General features: G+C 57.2%; 25 protein-coding genes and 2 pseudogenes. 10 read left to right on the top strand and 17 right to left on the bottom strand.

Features of this window, described 5'->3' with window-relative positions; all coding sequences use genetic code 11:
• Positions 1-22: 22 nt before the first annotated feature.
• Positions 23-748 carry a Crp/Fnr family transcriptional regulator gene (locus ACZ5IL_RS14610; RefSeq protein WP_464592535.1) on the bottom strand — a complete coding sequence of 242 codons (726 nt, stop codon included), beginning with the start codon at positions 746-748 and terminating at the stop codon, positions 23-25.
• Positions 749-1,344: 596 nt separating this feature from the next.
• Between ACZ5IL_RS14610 and ACZ5IL_RS14605 the strand changes: the two are divergent.
• Positions 1,345-1,695 (top strand): annotated as a pseudogene (locus tag ACZ5IL_RS14605) (PRC-barrel domain-containing protein); the annotation flags it as partial.
• 975 nt (positions 1,696-2,670) lie between these two features.
• Positions 2,671-3,354: a hypothetical protein gene (locus ACZ5IL_RS14600; RefSeq protein ID WP_464592533.1), complete on the top strand. Its 684-nt coding sequence runs from the start codon at positions 2,671-2,673 to the stop codon at positions 3,352-3,354.
• A 411-nt stretch (positions 3,355-3,765) separates the two neighbouring features.
• On the opposite strand, the gene ACZ5IL_RS14595 is transcribed toward ACZ5IL_RS14600, so the two are convergent.
• Complete coding sequence (locus ACZ5IL_RS14595) at positions 3,766-3,975, bottom strand: hypothetical protein (protein ID WP_464592531.1); 210 nt, start codon at positions 3,973-3,975, stop codon at positions 3,766-3,768.
• A gap of 291 nt (positions 3,976-4,266) precedes the next feature.
• On the opposite strand from ACZ5IL_RS14595, the gene ACZ5IL_RS14590 reads away from it, so the two are divergent.
• Positions 4,267-4,557 carry a hypothetical protein gene (locus ACZ5IL_RS14590; protein WP_464592529.1) on the top strand — a complete coding sequence of 97 codons (291 nt, stop codon included), beginning with the start codon at positions 4,267-4,269 and terminating at the stop codon, positions 4,555-4,557.
• Between the two features lie 240 nt (positions 4,558-4,797).
• Here ACZ5IL_RS14590 and ACZ5IL_RS14585 read toward each other — a convergent pair whose 3' ends face one another.
• The 4 genes and pseudogenes from ACZ5IL_RS14585 to ACZ5IL_RS14570 form a co-directional block, all read right to left on the bottom strand.
• Positions 4,798-5,250 carry a potassium channel family protein gene (locus ACZ5IL_RS14585; protein WP_464592527.1) on the bottom strand — a complete coding sequence of 151 codons (453 nt, stop codon included), beginning with the start codon at positions 5,248-5,250 and terminating at the stop codon, positions 4,798-4,800.
• Positions 5,251-6,842: 1,592 nt separating this feature from the next.
• Positions 6,843-7,262 (bottom strand): annotated as a pseudogene (locus ACZ5IL_RS14580) (IS5 family transposase); the annotation flags it as partial.
• Positions 7,263-8,843: 1,581 nt separating this feature from the next.
• Entirely contained in the window at positions 8,844-9,035 is a 192-nt protein-coding gene (locus ACZ5IL_RS14575; RefSeq protein WP_464592525.1) for a DUF3606 domain-containing protein, read from the bottom strand.
• Between the two features lie 56 nt (positions 9,036-9,091).
• A complete protein-coding gene (locus ACZ5IL_RS14570) occupies positions 9,092-9,412 on the bottom strand; it encodes a hypothetical protein (RefSeq protein ID WP_464592523.1) in 321 nt (106 codons plus the stop codon).
• Positions 9,413-9,677: 265 nt separating this feature from the next.
• On the opposite strand from ACZ5IL_RS14570, the gene ACZ5IL_RS14565 reads away from it, so the two are divergent.
• Entirely contained in the window at positions 9,678-9,845 is a 168-nt protein-coding gene (locus ACZ5IL_RS14565) for a hypothetical protein (RefSeq protein ID WP_464592521.1), read from the top strand.
• A gap of 924 nt (positions 9,846-10,769) precedes the next feature.
• Here the strand turns inward: ACZ5IL_RS14565 and ACZ5IL_RS14560 are convergent.
• The 9 genes from ACZ5IL_RS14560 to ACZ5IL_RS14520 form a co-directional block, all read right to left on the bottom strand.
• Positions 10,770-10,949 (bottom strand): hypothetical protein, encoded by a 180-nt coding sequence (locus ACZ5IL_RS14560; RefSeq protein WP_464592519.1) that lies wholly within the window; start codon positions 10,947-10,949, stop codon positions 10,770-10,772.
• Positions 10,950-10,960: 11 nt separating this feature from the next.
• On the bottom strand, positions 10,961-11,248 hold the full coding sequence (locus ACZ5IL_RS14555; RefSeq protein WP_464592517.1) for a DUF2934 domain-containing protein: 288 nt from the start codon (positions 11,246-11,248) through the stop codon (positions 10,961-10,963).
• Complete coding sequence (locus ACZ5IL_RS14550; protein ID WP_464592515.1) at positions 11,241-11,381, bottom strand: hypothetical protein; 141 nt, start codon at positions 11,379-11,381, stop codon at positions 11,241-11,243. Before ACZ5IL_RS14550 ends, ACZ5IL_RS14555 begins: the two co-directional genes overlap by 8 nt.
• Positions 11,382-11,412: 31 nt before the next feature.
• Positions 11,413-11,607, bottom strand: a complete 195-nt coding sequence (locus ACZ5IL_RS14545) for a hypothetical protein (RefSeq protein ID WP_464592513.1) — start codon at positions 11,605-11,607, stop codon at positions 11,413-11,415.
• Positions 11,604-11,771, bottom strand: coding sequence for a hypothetical protein (locus tag ACZ5IL_RS14540; protein WP_464592511.1), 168 nt, complete (start codon positions 11,769-11,771; stop codon positions 11,604-11,606). The genes ACZ5IL_RS14545 and ACZ5IL_RS14540 overlap by 4 nt, the downstream gene beginning before the upstream one ends.
• A gap of 456 nt (positions 11,772-12,227) precedes the next feature.
• Positions 12,228-12,380: a hypothetical protein gene (locus tag ACZ5IL_RS14535; protein ID WP_464592509.1), complete on the bottom strand. Its 153-nt coding sequence runs from the start codon at positions 12,378-12,380 to the stop codon at positions 12,228-12,230.
• A gap of 128 nt (positions 12,381-12,508) precedes the next feature.
• Positions 12,509-12,922, bottom strand: coding sequence for a hypothetical protein (locus ACZ5IL_RS14530; protein ID WP_464592507.1), 414 nt, complete (start codon positions 12,920-12,922; stop codon positions 12,509-12,511).
• A 145-nt stretch (positions 12,923-13,067) separates the two neighbouring features.
• Positions 13,068-13,403 (bottom strand): VanZ family protein, encoded by a 336-nt coding sequence (locus tag ACZ5IL_RS14525; RefSeq protein WP_464592505.1) that lies wholly within the window; start codon positions 13,401-13,403, stop codon positions 13,068-13,070.
• 53 nt (positions 13,404-13,456) lie between these two features.
• On the bottom strand, positions 13,457-13,651 hold the full coding sequence (locus tag ACZ5IL_RS14520; RefSeq protein WP_464592503.1) for a hypothetical protein: 195 nt from the start codon (positions 13,649-13,651) through the stop codon (positions 13,457-13,459).
• Between the two features lie 212 nt (positions 13,652-13,863).
• On the opposite strand from ACZ5IL_RS14520, the gene ACZ5IL_RS14515 reads away from it, so the two are divergent.
• Entirely contained in the window at positions 13,864-14,103 is a 240-nt protein-coding gene (locus tag ACZ5IL_RS14515; protein WP_464592501.1) for a hypothetical protein, read from the top strand.
• Between the two features lie 344 nt (positions 14,104-14,447).
• Here the strand turns inward: ACZ5IL_RS14515 and ACZ5IL_RS14510 are convergent, their stop codons facing one another.
• Complete coding sequence (locus tag ACZ5IL_RS14510) at positions 14,448-15,539, bottom strand: IS5 family transposase (protein ID WP_464592499.1); 1,092 nt, start codon at positions 15,537-15,539, stop codon at positions 14,448-14,450.
• 66 nt (positions 15,540-15,605) lie between these two features.
• Positions 15,606-16,403: a deaminase gene (locus ACZ5IL_RS14505; RefSeq protein WP_464592497.1), complete on the bottom strand. Its 798-nt coding sequence runs from the start codon at positions 16,401-16,403 to the stop codon at positions 15,606-15,608.
• Between the two features lie 422 nt (positions 16,404-16,825).
• On the opposite strand from ACZ5IL_RS14505, the gene ACZ5IL_RS14500 reads away from it, so the two are divergent.
• The 5 genes from ACZ5IL_RS14500 to ACZ5IL_RS14480 all read left to right on the top strand — a co-directional run bounded on the left by ACZ5IL_RS14500 (position 16,826) and on the right by ACZ5IL_RS14480 (position 20,093).
• Positions 16,826-17,994, top strand: a protein-coding gene (locus ACZ5IL_RS14500; protein ID WP_464592339.1) for an IS3 family transposase whose coding sequence is annotated in 2 segments (ribosomal slippage) — positions 16,826-17,090 and positions 17,090-17,994 — 1,170 coding nt in all. Because the reading frame shifts where the segments join, the coding sequence is not laid out codon by codon here.
• A gap of 62 nt (positions 17,995-18,056) precedes the next feature.
• Entirely contained in the window at positions 18,057-19,085 is a 1,029-nt protein-coding gene (locus tag ACZ5IL_RS14495; protein ID WP_464592495.1) for a hypothetical protein, read from the top strand.
• Entirely contained in the window at positions 19,082-19,609 is a 528-nt protein-coding gene (locus ACZ5IL_RS14490) for a DUF4376 domain-containing protein (RefSeq protein ID WP_464592493.1), read from the top strand. Before ACZ5IL_RS14495 ends, ACZ5IL_RS14490 begins: the two co-directional genes overlap by 4 nt.
• 17 nt (positions 19,610-19,626) lie before the next feature.
• Positions 19,627-19,812, top strand: coding sequence for a hypothetical protein (locus ACZ5IL_RS14485; RefSeq protein ID WP_464592491.1), 186 nt, complete (start codon positions 19,627-19,629; stop codon positions 19,810-19,812).
• A complete protein-coding gene (locus ACZ5IL_RS14480; RefSeq protein WP_464592489.1) occupies positions 19,809-20,093 on the top strand; it encodes a phage tail assembly protein in 285 nt (94 codons plus the stop codon). The genes ACZ5IL_RS14485 and ACZ5IL_RS14480 overlap by 4 nt, the downstream gene beginning before the upstream one ends.
• The last annotated feature ends 192 nt before the right edge of the window (positions 20,094-20,285 follow it).

The following is a 20,285-nucleotide window of genomic DNA, read 5'->3' as shown; positions in this document are numbered from 1 at the left end:
CCCCGCGCGAGGACCGTTCCGTTTAGCCGACGCATTGGCGAAGCGCTTCAATATCCAGAATGTCGATGTGGCGGTGCGAGGAAATCTGAATCACTCCGGCTCGCCGCAGCCGCGTGAGCTCACGCGAAACCGTTCCAATCGTCAAGCCGAGAAAGTCACCAATTTCGGCGCGCGAAAGCGGAAGATCGAAAGCCGTGACGCCGTCGCTTCCTGCAAACGGATCGATCTGCCGAACCATCATCATAAGAAAGCTGGCTACCTTTTCGTGTGCCGTCTTGCGTCCAAGCGCCAGCATCCACTCGCGACCCTGATCGACCTCGCGAAGGGCTTGGTGCAGCAGCTTTGCTTCGAGGGCCGGATTTTCTTCGAGCATCTTCCGCAGCGCGTTCCTGGTTATGCTGCAGATCTCAACATCCGAACAGGCTTCGACCCGAACAAAACTCTCCTCTTGATGAAGTCGTCCGACGAAATCGGGCGCGAATTGAAGTCCGACGATTTGTTGGCGACCATCGGCCAGAGTCTTTGTCAGCTTGAGCACGCCGCGCATGACATTGGCATAGGATCTGATCGGTCCTTGCTCCTGTAAGAGAACGTCGCCGGCGGATATCTTTACGACACGCGTGAATTTGGCGAAATCCACCAACTCGTCGGCATTGAGCGCGCCGCACATACCCTTGTGCCGTACATCACAGCTCCGACAGAGCTTCGGCACATTAGAGTTATGAATGTCCTTCCGGGGCGGGTTCATACTGCTCTAGCTTGAGGATAATCGTCTGCAGGGCCGAGACACCGCCTCTTTTCAGCTGTCGGTTCTCCGGACGGATCCTGCATCCCATAAATCTTCCTGTCTTTGCGATCGCGCAAAGGCGAACCTGAATTGTTGCGCTACCGCAATCTGAATAGTTTGAAGTTTGAGCTGACGACCAGCAAACGGCAACGCCCTCTCACAGCACTGGCCATTGTCGGGCTAGCGATATTGGCGGTGGATGCGCGCGACGCGAGGCGATCCACCAGCCATACACAGCGGTTTATTGGCCATCCATTGGACACCAAACGGGCTTGTCGAGCTAGCCTATTGAAATCATTGGCGCTCCCTAGCGGACCCCGTTCCAAGGTGTTGGCCTGAGGTGAGACCCGGAGGCGTTCCACGGGAGATTCTAATACTTTCCAATTACGCGTGGCTAACCGAGTCGCCCCGTTTAGCATCAGGGAACCAGCCTATCGGAACCGCCCGTCGAGAAACTTCAGGCGACCTCACCCTGCGACAGGTCGACCGAATAGGGAACGAACGGTCAGTCGGCGGATTAGTTTACTCAGCACATGCTTGTGCAAAGGAGCATGTCCATGAGTAACGATCACGAAACTGGCCATCTGACCGCCAGCGATAAAGAGTCGGGGAAAGCTGTCTACGGCGCTGAGAACAAGAAGATTGGTAAAATCGAAAGTGTCATGATCGACAAGACCAGCGGGGAAATCGCTTACGCTGTCCTCAGCTTCGGTGGATTTCTCGGTATCGGCAAAGACCATTTCCCGGTCCCCTGGAAACTGCTGCGATTTGATTCTGAGCTTGGCGGTTACCGTTCCGACATCAGCGAGAACCGGCTGCACGGCGCTCCTAAACACGGTACCGAGACCATCTTCGATTGGAACGCCAGGTACGCAGAACTGGACGACTACTACAACGAGGAAGTCCTTTCTGCCGACAAGCACTGGTTTGGTAAGGTTGGTGAGGCTGCGGGCTCAATTTTTAAAGGTAGCAAACGCGAATGGTAGGGCGTGACGGCTGCGAGAGCAGTTTTCCCGTATCCCGTCCGCGAAGCCACCGCCTTGAGTGGAACCGGTAAGGTCCGCGAGGAAATGATTAGACACCGGCGCTAGAAGCTGGGGGAGAAATCCTTTGGCGCTCCCTAGCGAAAAGGTCGTGCCGTGCCAACACGTGCCAACAATTGAAATAAATATGCTTCTTGTCGCCCGATTGATTTGCTGTGAAGCACAACGAGGGGAGGTAGTCGAGCAGCCCTTAGCCTCTCAGCTCAAAGATGAGCGACCAACCCTACAGACGATGCAGCAAGCGATATCAGCGCGGCTCCAAGCATCATCCATAGCGAATCGCGTTTCGTCGTCAGCAAAAGGACGAATCAGATAGCTGCGATGCCGATCGTAATTGGACCGGTTAAGCCGTCGTGCGCTACGTAATCCCAAGCGCAGAGATCAGTGCGAGGGTGTGCGGGCACAATCAAGTGTCATTTCCGCAACATTCCCCAACAAAACACCACGAATATTGGTAGTTCGTTCGTCTATTCATTGTCACGTATTTAATGCCGCGTTACTTTTCGGCCTACCCTAAAGTGGTCGTGGAGATTCCAGTGCTCAAATGCATCATTGTTGGCGCCGCATCGTTGGCCTTCGTCGGAACAGCTTTCGCGGCGGACCTGCCTCATCCGCAACCGGTCGTACAGAGCGGACCAATCGGCAAGGCTCCGGTTGGCAAGTACCCCGTCGGCAAGGCTCCTGTCGGCAAATACCCCGTCGGCAAGGCCCCAGTTGTTACAACCAGGGGCTAGTCTGAGAACCTGATTTATGCCCTCAGCCTTTGGGGTGGGGGCATCTATCTGATCACCTACTACGCCTATGACATCGGTTGTTCTGGGTGCGCGAGGGCTTGAAGTGATGGCAGTAGCTCAGAGAAAAACCAATCTGCGGCTTGTTGTCGGCGCTATGGTATTTGCGGCTGCGGCAGGCTCCGGATTAGGAAGCACTAACGCACAACAGCTTGCTGCGCGCGTCGATCAGCAGAAGCAGAACAGCTCGCCAACAATCAAGCCCGGTGCAGCCATGGCTACTGCTTCGCTAAGCACCATGCCTCCCACATCAGATGTAAAACCGGCCCGAAGGTTCGCGTCAAAGGGACAATACTACGTAGATTTTCGTGCGCGCACCGCGGCATCTTACGGACATGCATTTATTTGGTACGGCAAAACAACGGAAAAAAAGGTCGAGGTTGCCGGTTTGCATCCGCGGGGCGACACGCTACCGTACATATTGGGACACGTGACCTTTGTGCCCGCTGACACGGGGGCGAGCTATGGTGATCTTGACGAGCAATATTTGACGGCGAGCTATCGAGTTTACTTGAACGAGGCCGACGCCAAAAAGGTCTTCGGCTATATCAAGCATCTTCAGGCTAACTCGCCAGTATGGAATGTGGAGACGACCAACTGCACTTCGTTCATCGGTCGCGTAGCCAGCTTCATGGGATTGAAGACTCCATTCCATTTGATTCGGCCTGAAGAATACGTAAACCAGATCAAAGCGCTGAACGGCGGACGCCAAACTGTGCATCTGGCCAACTAGGATTTTTGACCGGTAGCCCGACGCACGGCGCTTCCCTTAAGGCCACAGAGCAGCCGGTGGGCACAGGCAAGCCGCTGGCAATGCTTCTTTGATATGCTGTCGGTGTCCGCAGAACCATCCTCGCGAGGTCCGCTCAGCCAGATCGACTTCAAACTTGATGTCCTTGCCCCAAAAGGATTGGCGAACGTTGAAGAAACGTCATCGAGCAATCCTGCCTTCGCAGCCCTTGAGACAATAGCGCCAAGATGGTTATGAGGTCGTCACAAACCGCGGCAGCGCGGAGAATCTGCGGCTAGGTTAGTGAGCTGGGCCGGATGTACGCTCGCTCGTGATGTGGATGGCTCGGGCAATGCTTCGGGCCATTTGCTTTTCTGGGATGTGTTTTTTAACAACCCAGCTCAGGGTTTTCTTTCATTCAGGAATTGGGGGCTTCTGCCGACTGCGAGACTGACGCTTGATCAAAATGTGCTCTTGCAGTGCTTTTGCCTGAACCCCGATCGACGTTCGGCCCATTAATTTGGCGATCAGGCGGACCGGCTTATCTTCCGCTGCCAGCTTTTGTAACGTTTTAATATCATCCGGTGTCCAAGGCTTTCCGGAGTTGAAAAGAGTTTTCACCAAGCGAGTGCCTTAAGCCCCGTCGTGGTCAACGTCATCGCATAGCGACGAACGTCGACCGCAGCGTTCGCTGTAGCAGAAGACAACGACGTTTCACTTCCGGGCAGAGCGCGATTGAATTAGAATTGCTCGAGGGAACATTGGATGGCTGAATCGTGCATCCACCTGACGCGGCGGGGTCCGAACCTCGGACCATGCCATAGGCGTTAATCTTCCCAGCAGTGGGGAGGGAAGCCTCACATATTCGGTTCAAGCACAGTCGTGGCGCTGTAGCTCCCCGCATCAGGTGCGGATGTGAGCGATACGGAATTGGAGAGTTTGCAGAGGTCTGCAAACTTTCCAGACAAACTTCAGGGCGTCCTGTTCAAGATGGAGAATGACATCCGCGTCATTCGAGACTGTGGTGCTTTGCTCAACCTGGTCCTGGCATCAACCGATCCAGCCGACGAAGACGTGGCGAATGGGTTGCTCCGGATCGTCACCCTTATTCAGGAGAGCGCAGACGTGCTGCTCGCAGCCTGGAAAGAAGCCTACCCGCTGAGAATCACTCCCATGGGAGGTTTCTTGGGTTCGGCTATCCGCTAGCAAAGATGTCTACACCGGTTTATTGGCCATTTATTGGACACGATCGGGGAGGGTCGAGCTAGCCAATTGAAATCATTGGCGCTCCCTAGCGAAGCGGAATTATCTGGCCTTCTCAAAGCATTACTGCTCAGGTTAGCCGACAATCCGCCCACTGAAATCCTTGAAGAAATTCGCCATCTGGCTAACCGTTGGCCGGACAATGAATAGCGGGGCGAGCGGCTTTAGTCGCCGGGGGGGCGTTCAATCGCTTTCGTTCTCATTCGTGTTGTCCGAGTGCAGCGGCCAAAGCCGGTTCATCACCAAATATGTGAACGAAGTGGACCACGCGATTAGAAACAGTCCATTGATACTTTCAATGCCGGACATCAGCCGAAACACACCGGTTGGATAAACGTCGCCGATTCCTAGAGTGGAATAAGACGTCGTTGAAAAGTAGAGGAAATCGGCAAAGTTTTCCTCTGTATGGCCCTTTAGCGAACCCAATCCAAACCCATCGAGCAGCAAGAACGCTAAGGCGTACAGCCAAATTTCGATCGTGTGGGCGATGAAGCATCCCGATACGAGGAGCAGAACCTTGAGGCGAACCGCGACCTTAAGTGACGGAATCAGATTCGACGTGTATCGCAGCATTTCGTAATGAATAGCGATACAGGCAGCAACCATAAGCGTGGAGAGAGCGAGGGCTTCGAACATCGCTGGACCTTCCGACACCGCGTCCTAGCCAAGTTGCGCAAATGTTTCTCAGAGGCCATTAGGTCTTTCGGATTGGCGATGCTGTAGAGCGCGCCTACCGCCCGAGGAAATGTCCTTGAGAAGAGACGGGAGCTAATGGCGGATTGGGCGAAATGTCTGTCGGGTGAAAAATAATTACGGTGTTTTTGTTGACCATTTCGAGGCAGCACGTACTATCTGCTACTGCCTACGCCGCTTCAGCGGCAAGCGTGACTGCCACTTAAGGGCTTCGGCCCGGCAGACGCTATCGGTCTCCTCGGTCTCCTCGGTCTCCTCGGTATCGCCTAACGCCTTCAATTGGCTAGGTTCAAGTTACCCGACCGAAATCAATCTCCAATGCAATCCCAGAATCTGTCTGCCAACGAGCCTCGTCTCGTCAGCATCAAGACCGCGTGCGCGCTCAGCCGCGCCGACAACGATGGTGATGGGATCCCGTGCGAAAACGTCTGCAGGACGCTAAAGCAGGTAGAAGCCCTCAAGAAGGGTGCCGGCTGCGTCGACTGATCCTCGGGTATTCGCGGTCGAGCTTCGCCCATGGCTTCGCGATGCCATCCTGTCAGGCGCCGTTGCCGCTTTGCGTGAGAAATATCAGAAAGACTTGGTGGCTCTGGAGAGGGATACGGCGAGGGCGGAAGAGCGTTCCAACGAAAAAAAGCCCGCGAAGTATTAACCGGGCGAGATCGAGCACGCGGTTACTTGGCGCGCTTCCACAATATCAGGCGGATTTTCGTCGACGTCTCACCAGCCAGTAAACGCCATAACCGACGGCCAGAATCGGAAGACCAGCCGCGCCGACGATTGGTCCAGGTGCCCCGTGCACGCCGGGCTTATTCTGGCCAGGGGCGTTTTCGCAATTTCCTCGGCCGTTGCAAGCCAGAGCAGGAGAGGCAATGAGGACGGCGATAGCCGCTGCCGATAAAGCTTTGAGCACCGTTTTCATTTGATCTCCAATTCCTCAAAGGTCCGAGCCGCGCATTAAAATTTAACGTTATAGCCATTTTAATCTCGGCGCCAATTAAATCGAAAATAGGCTGTCTTGTTCCATTCACGTTGCGTTACAAAGATGGAAGGCTTTTCGTTCACCCGTTCCTCGCCAGCGGTCCGCTTGCTCCATTGTAGCTCGTCTTGCCTTCAGGGTTGCGGATTTGTGACGGAGTGTCACCTTTAGGTCTCGTCATGGCTACCCCTAAGTATGCTCTCAGCCTCGCCACCCCTTGTGCGGGTTCGCAGCTCTCCCTCAATGCGGGCCCCCGCGACCTAAAGTGAGTTTCCCCCCATATGGGGATGCACGAGCGTTCGACTATCCAAATGAATCCGCTTTTTGGGTCATCGCTTGCAAATGCGCCAAAGCTAGTGCCCCAATTTCGGCTGGCGTAGTGATCGTGACGGGCTTTCCTAAATGCGAAGTAGGACGCCGGAAGGTCACGCCTCTACTCACCACGTCAAGACATTCAACATGCGGCCACACAATTTCGATGCCGTCCAGAAGGACGTATGGCATCCCAGCCCCCCTTGCCCATTCATGAACCTCTTCTAGGCTCAGGACTCATTGATCAGAGCCAAAAGATGACGGCTGCAGCGATGCAGATGGCAGACATGAAGGTATGTGAGCATCGATCGTAGCGGGTGTGGATGCGGCGCCAGTCCTTGAGCCTGCCGAACGCATTTTCGATCTTGTGTCGTTGGCGATAGAGCATGCGGTCATGTTCGATCGGCTTTGCGCGGCTGGCCTTCGATGGGATGCAGGCCGTGATGCCGCGGGCCGCGAGCGGCTGGCGGAACCAGTTGGCGTCGTAGCCCTTGTCGCCAAGCAACTGCTTCCCGGGCGGCAGCGCATCGATCATCAAGGCCGCCCCCTTATAATCGCTCATCTGGCCTTCGCTGAGCAGCATGATGACAGGGCGTCCCTGACCGTCGCAGACGGCGTGCAGCTTGGAGTTCAAGCCGCCCTTCGTGCGCCCGATACATCGGGGAACAGGTGACGCCGAACCTTCATGTCGCGCTTGGTCGTACACCTAACAGCAAGATAGCATCTAACAATAGGTTTATCGACAATGCACACAGATGCCCTACAGGCAGCGCGCTCGCGGTGTACTGGTATGACAGCGAGAACTCGATAGGTGCGATTATCGAGAATGCGCTCGACATTGGCAGCGGCTCAGGTCGCGTTAAATACAATGCGTTTAGCGCGGCGAATTCAGACATATCATTGAAGACGGGAATATGCTTATCGGCCCGGCGATTGTTACGGCCACAGGCACAGCCGTGTCACTTACGTCCGGCACGCAAACGAACGTTACTTCTGTTTCACTGACGCCGGGGGAGTGGGATTTGACGGGGGCGGTTTGGTACACTCCGGCCGCCTCGACCAGTTACACCTTCCGTGACCACAGTATCTCGGCAAGCAGCGCCACGCACACAGGCACTATCGGGCAATATTTCCTTGAGAGGACTTCTGCTTGTGTCCCTACTGATTTTTTTGGGGGCGAGTCCGTCGGCCCTCTACGCGTTAATGTGGCTTCCACGACGACCTATTACTTGGTGGCTCGCGCAGTCTTTACAGTCACACCATGACGGCCACCGGGAAACTGCGGGCGCGTCGCGTCAATCGATAACTCCACGCCGAAACAAACGAACACCCCCTGCAGTTCGGCCTTGACGGCAAGATGTAAGCAACGGGGCGGGAGCGGGCACTTTAAGTAACGCCCCGGCGGCGGGCAATCCCATCAACGATAACGGGACTGTTCGATACATCCCCGCGTGGTGGGTCGTTACCTGATAGCTGCAACGTAGATGGACATCTGCGTTTCGCAGGAGCGGCGATGCCGATTGGCGCCGGGGCAGCCCGTTGACGGGCCGCGTTGATCGAGAGGGGCGGTGGTGCGTCGTGGATCACGCTGTACCCATGAAGAAACAGCGCCGGCCCGAAACCTCGCCATCGATCTCCCGGAAAGACTTATCGGGTTCGCCGCAATGCTTAGGCACGCTCTAGGCACCGAAAAGAAGAAGCCCCCAAATCAATGAGGGCCTAGGTTTACCTGACGGGACCGAAGAGGGGAAGCGTCAGGATGAGCGTGCACCGCCAATGTCGTTTCTTCGGCGGCCGTGACGCTTAGACGAAGAGAAGTGATGAAGATGCCGCGGGGTGGGAACGGACTTGGGCCGCTCGAACATCCGGCAGTTCGTGAATGATGCCTCGCAGAAGGCCGAGCAAAATGTCTTGCCCTTGTAGTGCCGGCGCATGAGGCCGAACGCGGAGCTATTGCAGAAGTCGCAGGTCTTCTTGATGCTAGGTCGGCGCGTTAATAGGTCCATGAAAAGCCACTCCTTCAGGAGCGGAAGTGCGGGCGGGATTTTAAATGGAGCCCTTCAATATGCTGGGCAGTAGGCGATATGACCGCGCACTCCAATACTGAAAGCGCGATTTTCGCACAGTTTTTAGATTCATCTAACAAAACTTCGAACCCATAGCTGCAGATGGTTAAATCGCTCCCTCGTCCGAACAGCGGCCGTGCGCCGATGACCACAAGAGGACCTCCACAATAGCGCGCACTTTAGCTCTTAGTTTTGAGAGACTTCTCAACCTTCTTCCGGCTAGCGCCGACCTTCTTGACCGCTTTCTTCACCGCGCTCGCCGACTTGCCGGACTTCTTCGACGCGTAGCCGACCTCGTAGTCCTGCCTGCCGGCCACGCGTGCCCGGTCCTGCTTGCGCCCGCGCGCCGTCTTTTTCGCTGCTTTCGCCATCGTCAGTCCTCCACGTTGCTTCGCGTAAGAACGCGAACAAGAATCGAATGTTCCGCTTACGGAACCTCGGACTTGCGGTTGCTGGCCCGCCGGGCGATCGCGGACATCGACCAGCCCAACGTCCAGAATAAGAACGGCGGTCCGAACGCAAGCATCGTCGGCCGGGTCCAATCAAAGGGAATGCGCTTCCATTCTTGCTGGATTTCGCCAAGCAGCGCATGGCAGCGGGAGGTATTCAGCGCGTACTGCATGCAGGTTTCGAGGAATGTTAGAGGGTAGAAGTTCAGCTCGTAGGAATGATGCCAGGCAGCGTACGCGAATATCGCGACCACCCAAAGGGCCGTACACAAAAGGCCGACACGCTTCCATCCGCCCATGAGAATGGCTCCATTGCCCTGCTTATCCTTCCGGCAAGAATACTCTTCCTCTACCGGCTAAAGGAAATGCCTGCGTCCGGATGTTCCGCCCCGAGGCCAGGCTAACCCGAACTCCTGATCCACGCCGCGCCGCCGTGCTCTTGGCAGTACCATTGCTTCATGCCGGGCGAGTAGGGCTCAAAGGTGAGGCAGATTATCAGAACAGTGAGTAGCCCTTACATGCCCGTGGACTCACTGCGGGCAAGTGAGGCCGAAGATAAACAATATGCATGAATTAGACGAAGCCCGGTTAGAGCGCGACACCGGCTTCTCGGTCTTCGCAGAAGAAAGCGCAAAAGCGACTAGGCACTCCCTCAAAGCACAGGCCGCGCGGGCGCGGTATATCCTCGCCAGCGACGAGGTGCGCGCGCTTGAGCGGGACGCAATGGTTTAAGCTCTTTTAGGTTCTGTTGTGAAAGCAGGGGAAGCAAGTTGACCACTCTTGCCCTGCCATCTGAACAGCATCGGAAAGGGAGTTCTCTGGGAGACGGATACAAACGGAAGCTGTACGGCTGCTTCACTCGCTGCGCCTGAGGGTATCAGAGTTAAAAGTGGGGCTAGTGCTCAGTTCGTGAACGGCTGCCGCAGCGTCGGTTCTTTAACTATATCTGGCCTGGCTAGAGGGCTTCCTCTCCTGTAGGTGCTGGGCGTCTAGGTCATCCAGTTTCTTTTCGAGCGTTCTGAGCTCGTCCTTGTTGATGCTGATAGTGGCCGGGTCCGTCAGTCCGATCGAAAGCCCGCGGTTGCGGGCAATCTCTCGCCGTACGTCATCGCATTTGCTGCACATTGCTCGTTCCTCGCTTGCGGGAGAGCGCGCCGCTCTGCTGCCGCAATAAATTCCTCAGCGGGTCATACTCCCCCGGCTCGTACCCGAGCCCGGCGCTTAATGCACTGCTTCTTTTCCGACGAAGATTGCTTGGCCGCATCAGGCGGCGGTCGCTGCAGTCGCATGGCATTCCTTCGCCGCAAACGCAACCGAGCTCAAAGTCGAAGTGATATCAAGATGATTTCGCATACCCACCATAACCAGAAGCGGAAAGGGCAGCCGTCGTTCATCGTTCTGACGTAATTGGGCTCTTCCAGTGCGACCTCGTGGGTGCACGGTCCCGCGGGGGGGCTTCGGGGCAAAAGCTGCGGGACCGTGCTGGGGCCCTCGGGGGGAGCGGGCCCGTCGCACTAATATGAACGCCTGATCCATCTTTGTAAGCCCCTTGAACGAGCTTTTGCCGCGGCAATCCCTCAGATGTGATGTTGCGGCACTCCAGCGCGCTGTCTTCCTGCTTGCCGAGACAGCAACGCTCGACGGGGTTCTTCCAGCTTAGTGCACCGTGTGTTCGCCGACGACGATCACCTGGCTCGTATCGGGAGGCGTGCTGTCGTTGCAGGCGCACGGTATGCCTTCGCCACATGCGCAGCCCAGCTCGTCGTCATACGGCTTGTCGGGATGGTTCTCGCACACCCAACCGACGCCGCGGCAGATCGGACAGTTCTTGTTCATGGCGGCGCCTCCTACTTCTTCGGCGGGCCTGATCTTTCCTCTCTGAGCTCCTTCTCGGCTCGTTCATCGAATTCCTCATCCCTTCCTGAGGGAAAGCCCGCTTGCTGCCATAGCTCGTAGGCACGGCGCTCTTGCGTTGGATTGCTTACATCGCCCCTGAGGGTGCACGGTCCCGCAGGGTCGCTGGGGGCAGAGAGTGCGGGGCCGTGCAGGGCCGAGGACAGCGACGGTACATGGGCACGGTCAGCGATGAGGCGGGCCAGTTTCTTGAATGCGGATGCCGGCAGAGACTTACCCATCGGGAGGCCTCCGCAGCATGTGCTCGGCGAGCTTCAGCCATGCTTCCTTGTCGATCGCGAGCCTCGCCTGGCGGGCGTGAGTCTGGCACTCGTCTGCTGTCGCGCAGTATCTCTCAACGCTCTGCTCGGACATCCATCTGGGACTGTCCGCGCCGCGCATAGTGTCACTGCATTTCGAAGGCCGTCGGAGGGCCTTCGACGTTCTGCAGATTGGCATAGGCGCCGCTTCGGTGAAGCTCCCGCAATCCTCTGGCTAGCTGGCGAAGGTCGTTCCTCGCCGGGCCGGCGGGGAGCTTGCGGGCGCGCCGGAGCGCGTCGGCCGCATGCAATATGATCGGGGATTTGGGTTCGTCGGTCATGTCGGCCGCCGCAGTTCTGACGCGAGCCATCTCGCCACGCGCGAAGCCTCTTCGTCTCGGTGCGCTCCGGAGGCGTTCGCGGCTTTCTCTTTGAGGCGGCAGGCTTGTTCGCCGAGGCGCTCGTGGAGCGTCTTATCGCGCTTGACGCGGATACGCGGCTTCATAACGCTGTTCCTTTCCATGGAGGGAAAGCTGAGCGCAAATCGGGTCTTTCGGCCCTTTAAAAATTGTTGGTTGTAATCTGCTCCCGAAATTGACAACGCGCGAATCAATTTTTTAGGCACGGGTGATCATATTTTGGGCTGGGACGCCTCCTCGGTAAACTCGTCGCGAATTCCGCGGCCTCGCCAATGGTGCGAATGATCCGGCCGTCTGGCATCGGGATTGGATCCTCGAAACGGTGGGACCAGTTCATCATGTAAATAGGTCGGTCCCGGTCTGCGCAAACGTTACATAGGTGCCGCTTTCGTGCATCGATAAACAGCCGTTCGCAATGGCGCGGTCAATTCCGGCTCCATTTTCGGCCGACGACTCGCGGAGGTCGCGTAGGAATGGCCAGTTGATCTTCTCGATGTGGATGCGGCCATCCTGAACCGGCTCGATCGAACAGGCGATCTCGATCAGCTTGCGGGCAGCGGCGTCTGGATCGGCATGGGGTCGGGCTTCAGCGAATTCGATGCAGCCAGCGACGAGGAGGCGAATGCGATGATTGCCGACATTTGTATGAGCCGGGCAAGTATATCTAGCTTGCCGCCAGACACGGAAATAATCATCACGCTGCCTGACGGCAGTTCAAGGACGACTACCCTTGAATTCAGCAAGCGGCTCCGATGAGGACTCATCGCAAGCGTCGTGGGAGCCACAACCTGCGTAACCCGCGCTTTTAGAGATTGCCCATACCTTACCGTTCGCCTGGCCACCACACCGAAGGCGGTTCGCTTGCCGAGATCGGTGTTTGTCGCGAGGCAACGAGCTGCCCACGTTTGTACCGATAGCCGCGTACCTGCGAACAGTCTTTGCAAGCCATATGGCGCTCGAGTTCATGGATGGGCGTGGTCTTGGGTGGACGCACCGTCGTCAGATCAACGGCGGAATGCAGGTCGCAGCCGGCGCATCGAACTTCGAGGTAGCGGAAGCCGGCATTGAGAGCATCCCCCAGTATCGGCGAGGGTTGTGCCGGGCCGCGAAAGCCCAGCATGCGCTGCGACCAGGCGATGCAAGCTAACTCATCGGCTTCGATGCGAGCCTCCCGCGCCCGCTCGGCCGACATGCGAACAGACGTGCCGTAAAGGTGCTCGCGCGACTTCGTGGTCATGACCGAACGTGGAGCGGGTCAGGGTGGGAGTCCAGCCGCTACAGCTTGGGGTCCGTTTCCGACTGCCCCAATAGCTTGGCGGCCGGGTTTTCGGATGGGGTGGTGGAGCATGTCCGATCAATGGAAACGACGGTGCCCGCTCTATTTATGAACGGTTGCGCGCGAGACTTACGCTGCAGCATCCGCACACGGCCCCGGTTGAACTAGCAATCCAATCGAACACGCCGGCATGGCGGCCAGCCACGAACAGCTGTCCCGCCTCGAGGATAGCTGCATAAGCAACCATTGAAACGGAGAGCAGAATGGGATGAAGCCGCGGATAGGCGATCGAAATAGCAATTGTCGCGAAGAGATAGGCGCAGACATGCTCAAGGCGTGTATTACACCCCGTGCGGATCATTTCTTGTCCCGGGGTCCATGATGCAGCCATCAATGCCATGATACAAAGCCAGGCACATAGCCTCAAAGCCGCTTTTACCATTTGTCCCTCGCCAGCATGACTGCGGGGCGGAGCAGGAGGTCCGTTGCCCGAATCTACTGCGGTATGCCATCCGGAGGTTCTATGACTTTTAGCGCAGCCTTAGCGACGGGCAGAACTTCCCATCCGCGATTGCTCTCCGCATCAATTATCGTCATGCTTTCTATATCGAACGTCGCCCCCGAGGCTTTTTGATCTACAACCGCCTGGGCGATAGCCAAAGCCACCAATCGAACCAGCTCATCACTCATTGCAGGTTCTCCATCTTGTTCCATCCTATGGCCGTGCGTCGCGATCGTAGTTGAGCGGAGGATCCTGAGTTTTCGCGACACGCGCGAAATCCGCCACGGCCTTTGCGGTCGGCGATCGACGCCGCTTGAACCAGCCAATCACGCCCCCGGCAGGGCTCCCAATGCGCCCGGCTGACCATTACATTTTTCGCGTCGCATGTGGAGTATTCGCGATGGCTCGGACCCCAAAAGACCTGGCTGATCGGATGGCGGCCCAGCGCTGGCAGGCAAAGGCCGATGACGGCTATGCGCGAGAGACCTTCACTCAGCCACGAGACCAGGCGCGCCGGACGGCGAGGGCGTTCCTGGATCGCTGGCCGGCTGCTGCGTACATGACCGAAGTCGAGAGCTGGCGCGAGCTTCCGAGCGGCGAGATCGAGTTCACGATGAAGCGGCTGCGGAGCGCGGATTGACGGATGATTGAGCTCGCCGAGGGCCGAGAGAGTGTCCTTTCAACGTCGCCTATTTTTGGATGATCGACCCGATCGATTGTTAGGCTTGGTGGCCGGCATCACTTCAAACCGCCCATTTCGCCTTTGGCGGCTTGTCGGCGGTGTGATCAGATTTTTGCACGCTTCAACCGTTCGCTTTTCGAGTTCCAAATAAAACGGGAATTTCAGATCGATGAGGGGTCTAGCAGGCTGTTGAAGAAGTGTTCGGTCTGGCTTTGGGGATGGCTTGATCGCCGTTGTGATAGGCGAATGCGATCTGGATTGAGCCGCCGTCGAGCAGTTTGGCGTGGCCGTGAGACGGCGGGTCATGCTGGCACCGCCATGAGCTTCGGCAATCGCACCAGATTGTAAGCGGCGGCTGCGAAGGTGAAGGCCCATCCGACGCGGTCGCGGCCACGGAAGCGGGTCTTGTCCTGGCGGGCAACCATCTTGATCCAGCCGAACGCTTCCTCAATGCGCTTGCGGAGACGCTGGCTGATGGCATAGCCGCGGTGCCGCGTCGTGCGCCCGTCGATCGCCGAGCTTCGGCCGCTTGTGTTCTGCGCCACGTGCGGCGTCACCTTCATCGCGCGCAACTCGTTGACGAAGTCCTCCGTGTCATAGGCCTTATCAGCGCCAAGTGTGATGGCCAGGGGCCGGTCGGCGCGAGGTTCGATCATGTGCAACGCCGCCACCCGCTCGGCATGTCCGCCGGCCAGCGTCAGGCAGGCGTCGACCAACAGGCCATGGCGGTTCTCCATCAGCCCATGACCCATGAAGCATAGCTTCGCCTCCTTGCCCTTGCCCTTCTTGTAGAGCCTTGCGTCCGGATCGGTGGTCGAAGCATGCGTGTCGTTAGTCCGCTTCTCGCCGTGGAAGTCGGCTTCGGCATTGCGCCCGACGCCGCCGGCCGGCGGCTCGCCAGAGCCGTCCTTCGGTTTGACGCTCTTCGTCGAAGCCCAGGCCTCGATCAGCGTGCCGTCGACCGAGAAGTGATCGCTCGACAGCAGCTTCTCCACCTTGGGCTGGGCCAGCACCGCACTCAGGAACTTGGCCGCGATGTCGCCCTCAAGCAGCCGGTCGCGGTTCTTCGAGAACACCGAATGGTCCCAGGCTGGATCGTCGACGCCGATGCCCACGAACCAGCGGAACAGAAGGTCGTATTCCAGCCGCTCCATAGGCAACCGCTCCGAGCGGATCGAGTAGAACGCCTGCAACAGCATCGCCCTGAGCAACTTCTCGGGTGGGATCGACGGCCGCCCGAGTGGCGAATACAGCGCCGCGAACTCCCGCTCCAAAGCGACAAGCGCTTCATTCACAATTACCCGGATGGCGCGAAGCGGGTGATCGCGCCGAACCCGCGCCTCCAGATCAACGTAGCTGAACAACTCGCCAGTCAGATTGTCACCACCGCGCACCCATCAGATCCAAATCGCTTCAAAGCCAATGAATCATGCTCACAGCTCGGCCGCGACTGGCCTTTTTCAACAGCCTGCTAGGTTGTCTTCCCAGGTCCTCGTCAACGTAGGGATCGTGCCACTCGATAAAATTACCGTCTGCGTCTTTTCGCTTTGTTCGCTCAAACAGTTCGCGGTATCGCCGATGTGATATCCCGTGGAAATGGACAAAATCAACGGCAGGGTAGCTTTGATATCGCCCCGATCTGCTCCTTCGATACGCACAGAATCTCCATGCAAGGATGCTGTTAAGCTCTTTGGGTAAGGCTCAAGAAACACGGCCCTTGAAATTCCTGCAGCGACGATGTGTTTTGCACACATGTGGCAGGGGAATGTAGTGGAATAAAGGGTCGATCCGCTCAATGTGCGGCCGAGCCGCGCGGCATCACAAAGTGCGGACATTTCGGCATGAATGATCCGGCCATATTCGAGTGCATCCATAAACTGTGTAGCTTTGATCGCGGTCGCTGATGTGGTGTCGGCTTGGATACCGAGGGCTTTTGCGAGTTCGGATAGCAGCTCACGCTTTCGGCGATCGTTGCTATCGTGCTCGCGAACGTAATCTCGATCGTCAAAACGATCATCTGACCAATATGTCCCGCCATTCGCTTTTGGCACCTCGTTCGACCCCATCGCGAGGATTTCTCCATCGCGTGAGAAAACAGCCGCCCCAACCTGCCTTGATAAGTCAAGGGTCCGCAACGCAGCAGATTTAGCGACAAACATCCCATATTCGTCGCGGGTGGGAGATATCTTATTCGAACCAAATAGGAGGTGGACAAACCGACAAATTTGCTCCTCCAACGCGTGGTCGCTCTCGTCCAAATTTAAGATGAGATCCCCATTGTGGAATATCGCGGACACTCTTTGACCATGAGTGTTGTCGGCTTCGTTTTGATCGATTTGAATAATAGCTTCAGCTTTTGAACGGTAACGATCGCTTGTGCCGGAGTTTTCGGCACGAGCAAACGATTTGGCTAGATGCTCGACACGCGCACCCGTTCGTGAGTAAATTGAGACTTGGAAGAAGACCTGACCATATATCGACCTTAGAAGGTCAATTTCTTCGCGTCTTTTGAATTGATGAAGCAGAAAAACGGTCTTCCTAGGATATGACTCGCGGTCGGCAACCAGCCTAATCCGCTTGCTGACAATGCTGGCTATGGTGAAACCCGCAAGTACTGGTCTGCCCCCTGAAAAGTGGTCCTCCCTGAATTAGGCTATTAGCCGTTAGAGAGGACATTGGAATGCCCCAGAAGAAGCACAAGGCGGAAGAGATCGTCGCGAAGCTGCGCCAGGTCGATGTTTTGCTTTCACAAGGCAGATCGGTTGGCGAAGCGGTTCGTTCGATCGGCGTGACGCAGTTCACGTATTACCGGTGGCGCAAGGAGTTTGGTGGCCTGAAGGGCGATCAGGTAAAGCGCTTGAAAGAGCTTGAGAAAGAGAACGACCGGCTGCGCAAGGCAGTGTCGGACCTGACGCTCGAGAAGCTGATCCTGAAAGAGGCTGCCTCGGGAAACTTCTGAGCCCTTCCCGCCGTCGCCGCTGCGTCGACCATGTCATGGTGAAGTTCTCCGTCTCGGAGCGCTTTGCCTGCAAGGTTCTGGGCCAGCATCGCTCGACCCAGCGCAAGAAGCCGCAAAGCCGACCGGATGAAGAGGCATTGACGACCGACATCATCAGTCTGGCCTTACGCTACGGCCGCTATGGCTATCGCAGGATCACGGCGATGCTGCGGTCCGAGGGTTGGACGGTGAATGCCAAGCGTGTCGAGCGTATCTGGCGGCGGGAGGGGCTGAAGGTTCCTCAGAAACAACCGAAGAGAGGCAGACTCTGGCTGAATGACGGATCGTGCGTCCGGCTTCGGCCCGAGCATCCAAACCATGTTTGGTCCTATGACTTCGTCGAGGGCCGGACCCACAATGGCAGGAAGTTCCGCATGCTCAACATCATCGACGAGTTCACCAGAGAATGTCTGGCGATCCGGATTGATCGCAAGCTCAACTCGACCGACGTCATCGACGTCTTGTCGGACCTGTTCATCCTACGCGGCGTGCCCGGCCACGTTCGTTCTGATAACGGGCCGGAGTTCATCGCCAAGGCAGTGCGAGAGTGGATTGCAGCTGTCGGCGCCAAGACCGCGTTCATCGAGCCCGGAAGCCCTTGGGAGAACGGCTACTGCGAGAGCTTCAACTCGAAGCTTCGCGACGAACTGCTCAACAGTGAGATCTTCTACAGCCTCGCCGAGGCCAAGGTCATCATCGAGGCATGGCGGCGCTACTACAACACCGAGCGACCACACTCATCGCTCGGATATAAACCGCCGGCGCCAGAGGCCATCGCCTGGCCTTCAAAGCCAGCCGGATCGCTTCCGCCAGCAGCGCAAGCAATGGCCGAAAAGCCGATTATGCATTAAGACTGAAACCGGACCACCTCATAGGGGCAGGCCAATGGGTTTATGCCGCGGACAGCGGCGCGGTGAACGCGCTAGTCGTTACATTGGCGCCTGTGCCGGCTGCTTACGTTTCCGGCATGACTCTTCGCATCAAGGCTGCCAACAGCAACACCGGCGCGACAACGCTCAATGTCAACGGGCTAGGCGCGAAGTCTGTGGTTCGCCGCGATGGTTCAGTCCTGCGCGACAGTGACATCGCGTCTGGCGCGGTGCAGGAATACATTTACGACGGCACAAACTTTCAGCTTCAATCTGCCTTCGGCCGCGTCGCTCTCGTTCGCAATGTCGACCTTTATGTGAATGGTGCGATCGGAAACGACGCCAACGATGGCACGGCAAACACGAGCGGAAAGGCGCTCGCGACAATTCAGAAAGCGGTCGATATCGCTTTCAGCTATCCGCCGAGTCAGTTCACGATAACCATTCACGTCGCTGATGGCACCTACAGTTCGTGGGCTACCCCCTCGTACGGTGGTCCAAATATCGTTATTGACGGCAACAGCAGCACACCGGCGAATGTTGTTATCAGTGTCACGTCTGGGACCGCGCATTGCTGCTCGGTGCAGGGGCCAAACACCGTCACGGTTAAAAACCTCAAAGTTCAGAACTCCGGTACCGCTAACGCAGGCGGCTTTGTCGCCTCGAACGGCGGCATGTTGACGACAATCAACACCGTCAATGGACCAATCACCAGTGGTGGTGCTGTATGGGAGGGGTTTGGCGGAGGTCAGGTTCTCGTCGCTGGCAACCACGTCCATGCGGGTGGATATGGTTCTGCCATGATGGCGATTTTTGGCGGACAGGTTCAGGTAGCCAGCAGTATAAGCATATCGACCAGTACGCCTGTCACGGTAGGTTCATCTTACGCATACACGACCTCGCACGGCGGCATTTTCCTAAATTCTCCGAACGCGGCATGGAGCGGATCAACGGTGACGGGAACACGTTATTTGGCTGGCCTCAACTCAGCCATCAGTGTTAACGGCGGCGGCGTGAACGTGTTTCCAGGAACCGTTGCGGGATCCATAGCAAGCGGAGGTCAATACGCATGATGTATGATCCTTCGAATTGGTACTGGATAGTTGATGGCGACACTAGCAAAGCGTGGTCGAGCGCTACGGCCGGCTTCGTGCCTGTCAGTGATGAAACCTACTCAGCATGGCTAGCATCTGGTGGTGGTCCTACACCAATCGGTTCGCTTGCTGAACTGGCGGAGGTGTTTGCTGCTCAGTATCCCGGTGGAATGCTTAAGACTTATGCCGCGGCAGTTCGTTACGCCAAAGAGATTGCCGGGTGTACGGTCGGTGGTGTGACGTATCCGAGCGACCGCGACACGCAAGCCAAGCTGACGGCGGCAGCGTTGTTCGCACAGGTCGACAATACTCAGACGTTTCAATGGAAGTTGGCCGATGGATCGTTTTCCGATGAGTTGTCAGCAGCCCAGATGATCACGATTGCTGCCGCGGTCGGTGGCTACGTCAACTCGTGCTTCGCCGAGGAAGCGGCAGTCGTGGCTGAGATCGATGCTGGCACTATCACCACGCGCGCGCAGGTCGACGCGGCGTTTGCAGCGTAACCACCCAAGGAAAGCCAATGCCAACCATATCGAACATCACCGCGACCGCGGCCGCCATTGACGGTATCCAGGCGCCAATCCGAGCGGCAACCGCCGCCGTCGATCGTGCAACTGCGCCAGCTCGTGCCGCTGCTTCTGCATTCGAGAAAATTACCGCGCCGGCAAGAGCTGCGATTGCCGCCTGCAGGAAGGAAAGCAAATGAGCACTGAATCCGAAACCGTTACCGTCGTACTTTCACGGCCGGTAACGCACGGCGACAAGACCGTTGCATCGTTGACATTCAAAGAAGCCACCGCCGGCGACGCGTGCGCCGCCGAGATCTGCACCGGAGATTTCCAGCGCACCCTCGCACTGATCGCAAGCATGGCCAATGTGCCGCTTCCTCTTATGAAGGAAGTCTCGCTGCGCGACATCAACGCCATCACCAGCAAGGTGGCCCATTTGATGGGGGAGCCGCAGCCGGTGGAGGCTGGACAGACGTAATTACCTTCACCGCCGCAGAAACTCACACTTCCATAGACGTGATTGAGCAGTGGCCGATCGCGAAGGTGCTTAGGTATTATCGCGCCGCGATACGTCTCCTAGAAGCCAAAAGCGGCAAACCAGAAAAACGCGAGTCGACGCTCGCCCGCGACGCCAACGCTGCCCTTGACGCGGCATTCACGAAAGCCAAGG

The organism is Nitrobacter sp. CN101, from assembly GCF_055390255.1.
This window is presented reverse-complemented; position numbering and strand designations above follow the sequence as displayed.

Coding starts and splice junctions, on each gene's coding strand:
- ACZ5IL_RS14585 (WP_464592527.1), bottom strand. CDS start 5,250: ATGTTCGAAGCCCTCGCTCTCTCCACGCTTATGGTTGCTGCCTGTATC.
- ACZ5IL_RS14535 (WP_464592509.1), bottom strand. CDS start 12,380: ATGATTATTTCCGTGTCTGGCGGCAAGCTAGATATACTTGCCCGGCTC.
- ACZ5IL_RS14530 (WP_464592507.1), bottom strand. CDS start 12,922: ATGACCACGAAGTCGCGCGAGCACCTTTACGGCACGTCTGTTCGCATG.
- ACZ5IL_RS14540 (WP_464592511.1), bottom strand. CDS start 11,771: ATGAAGCCGCGTATCCGCGTCAAGCGCGATAAGACGCTCCACGAGCGC.
- ACZ5IL_RS14515 (WP_464592501.1), top strand. CDS start 13,864: ATGGCTCGGACCCCAAAAGACCTGGCTGATCGGATGGCGGCCCAGCGC.
- ACZ5IL_RS14560 (WP_464592519.1), bottom strand. CDS start 10,949: ATGAACAAGAACTGTCCGATCTGCCGCGGCGTCGGTTGGGTGTGCGAG.
- ACZ5IL_RS14520 (WP_464592503.1), bottom strand. CDS start 13,651: ATGAGTGATGAGCTGGTTCGATTGGTGGCTTTGGCTATCGCCCAGGCG.
- ACZ5IL_RS14490 (WP_464592493.1), top strand. CDS start 19,082: ATGATGTATGATCCTTCGAATTGGTACTGGATAGTTGATGGCGACACT.
- ACZ5IL_RS14525 (WP_464592505.1), bottom strand. CDS start 13,403: ATGGTAAAAGCGGCTTTGAGGCTATGTGCCTGGCTTTGTATCATGGCA.
- ACZ5IL_RS14480 (WP_464592489.1), top strand. CDS start 19,809: ATGAGCACTGAATCCGAAACCGTTACCGTCGTACTTTCACGGCCGGTA.
- ACZ5IL_RS14570 (WP_464592523.1), bottom strand. CDS start 9,412: ATGGGCGGATGGAAGCGTGTCGGCCTTTTGTGTACGGCCCTTTGGGTG.
- ACZ5IL_RS14550 (WP_464592515.1), bottom strand. CDS start 11,381: ATGTCCGAGCAGAGCGTTGAGAGATACTGCGCGACAGCAGACGAGTGC.
- ACZ5IL_RS14485 (WP_464592491.1), top strand. CDS start 19,627: ATGCCAACCATATCGAACATCACCGCGACCGCGGCCGCCATTGACGGT.
- ACZ5IL_RS14555 (WP_464592517.1), bottom strand. CDS start 11,248: ATGGGTAAGTCTCTGCCGGCATCCGCATTCAAGAAACTGGCCCGCCTC.
- ACZ5IL_RS14565 (WP_464592521.1), top strand. CDS start 9,678: ATGCATGAATTAGACGAAGCCCGGTTAGAGCGCGACACCGGCTTCTCG.
- ACZ5IL_RS14545 (WP_464592513.1), bottom strand. CDS start 11,607: ATGACCGACGAACCCAAATCCCCGATCATATTGCATGCGGCCGACGCG.
- ACZ5IL_RS14575 (WP_464592525.1), bottom strand. CDS start 9,035: ATGGCGAAAGCAGCGAAAAAGACGGCGCGCGGGCGCAAGCAGGACCGG.
- ACZ5IL_RS14610 (WP_464592535.1), bottom strand. CDS start 748: ATGAACCCGCCCCGGAAGGACATTCATAACTCTAATGTGCCGAAGCTC.
- ACZ5IL_RS14600 (WP_464592533.1), top strand. CDS start 2,671: ATGGCAGTAGCTCAGAGAAAAACCAATCTGCGGCTTGTTGTCGGCGCT.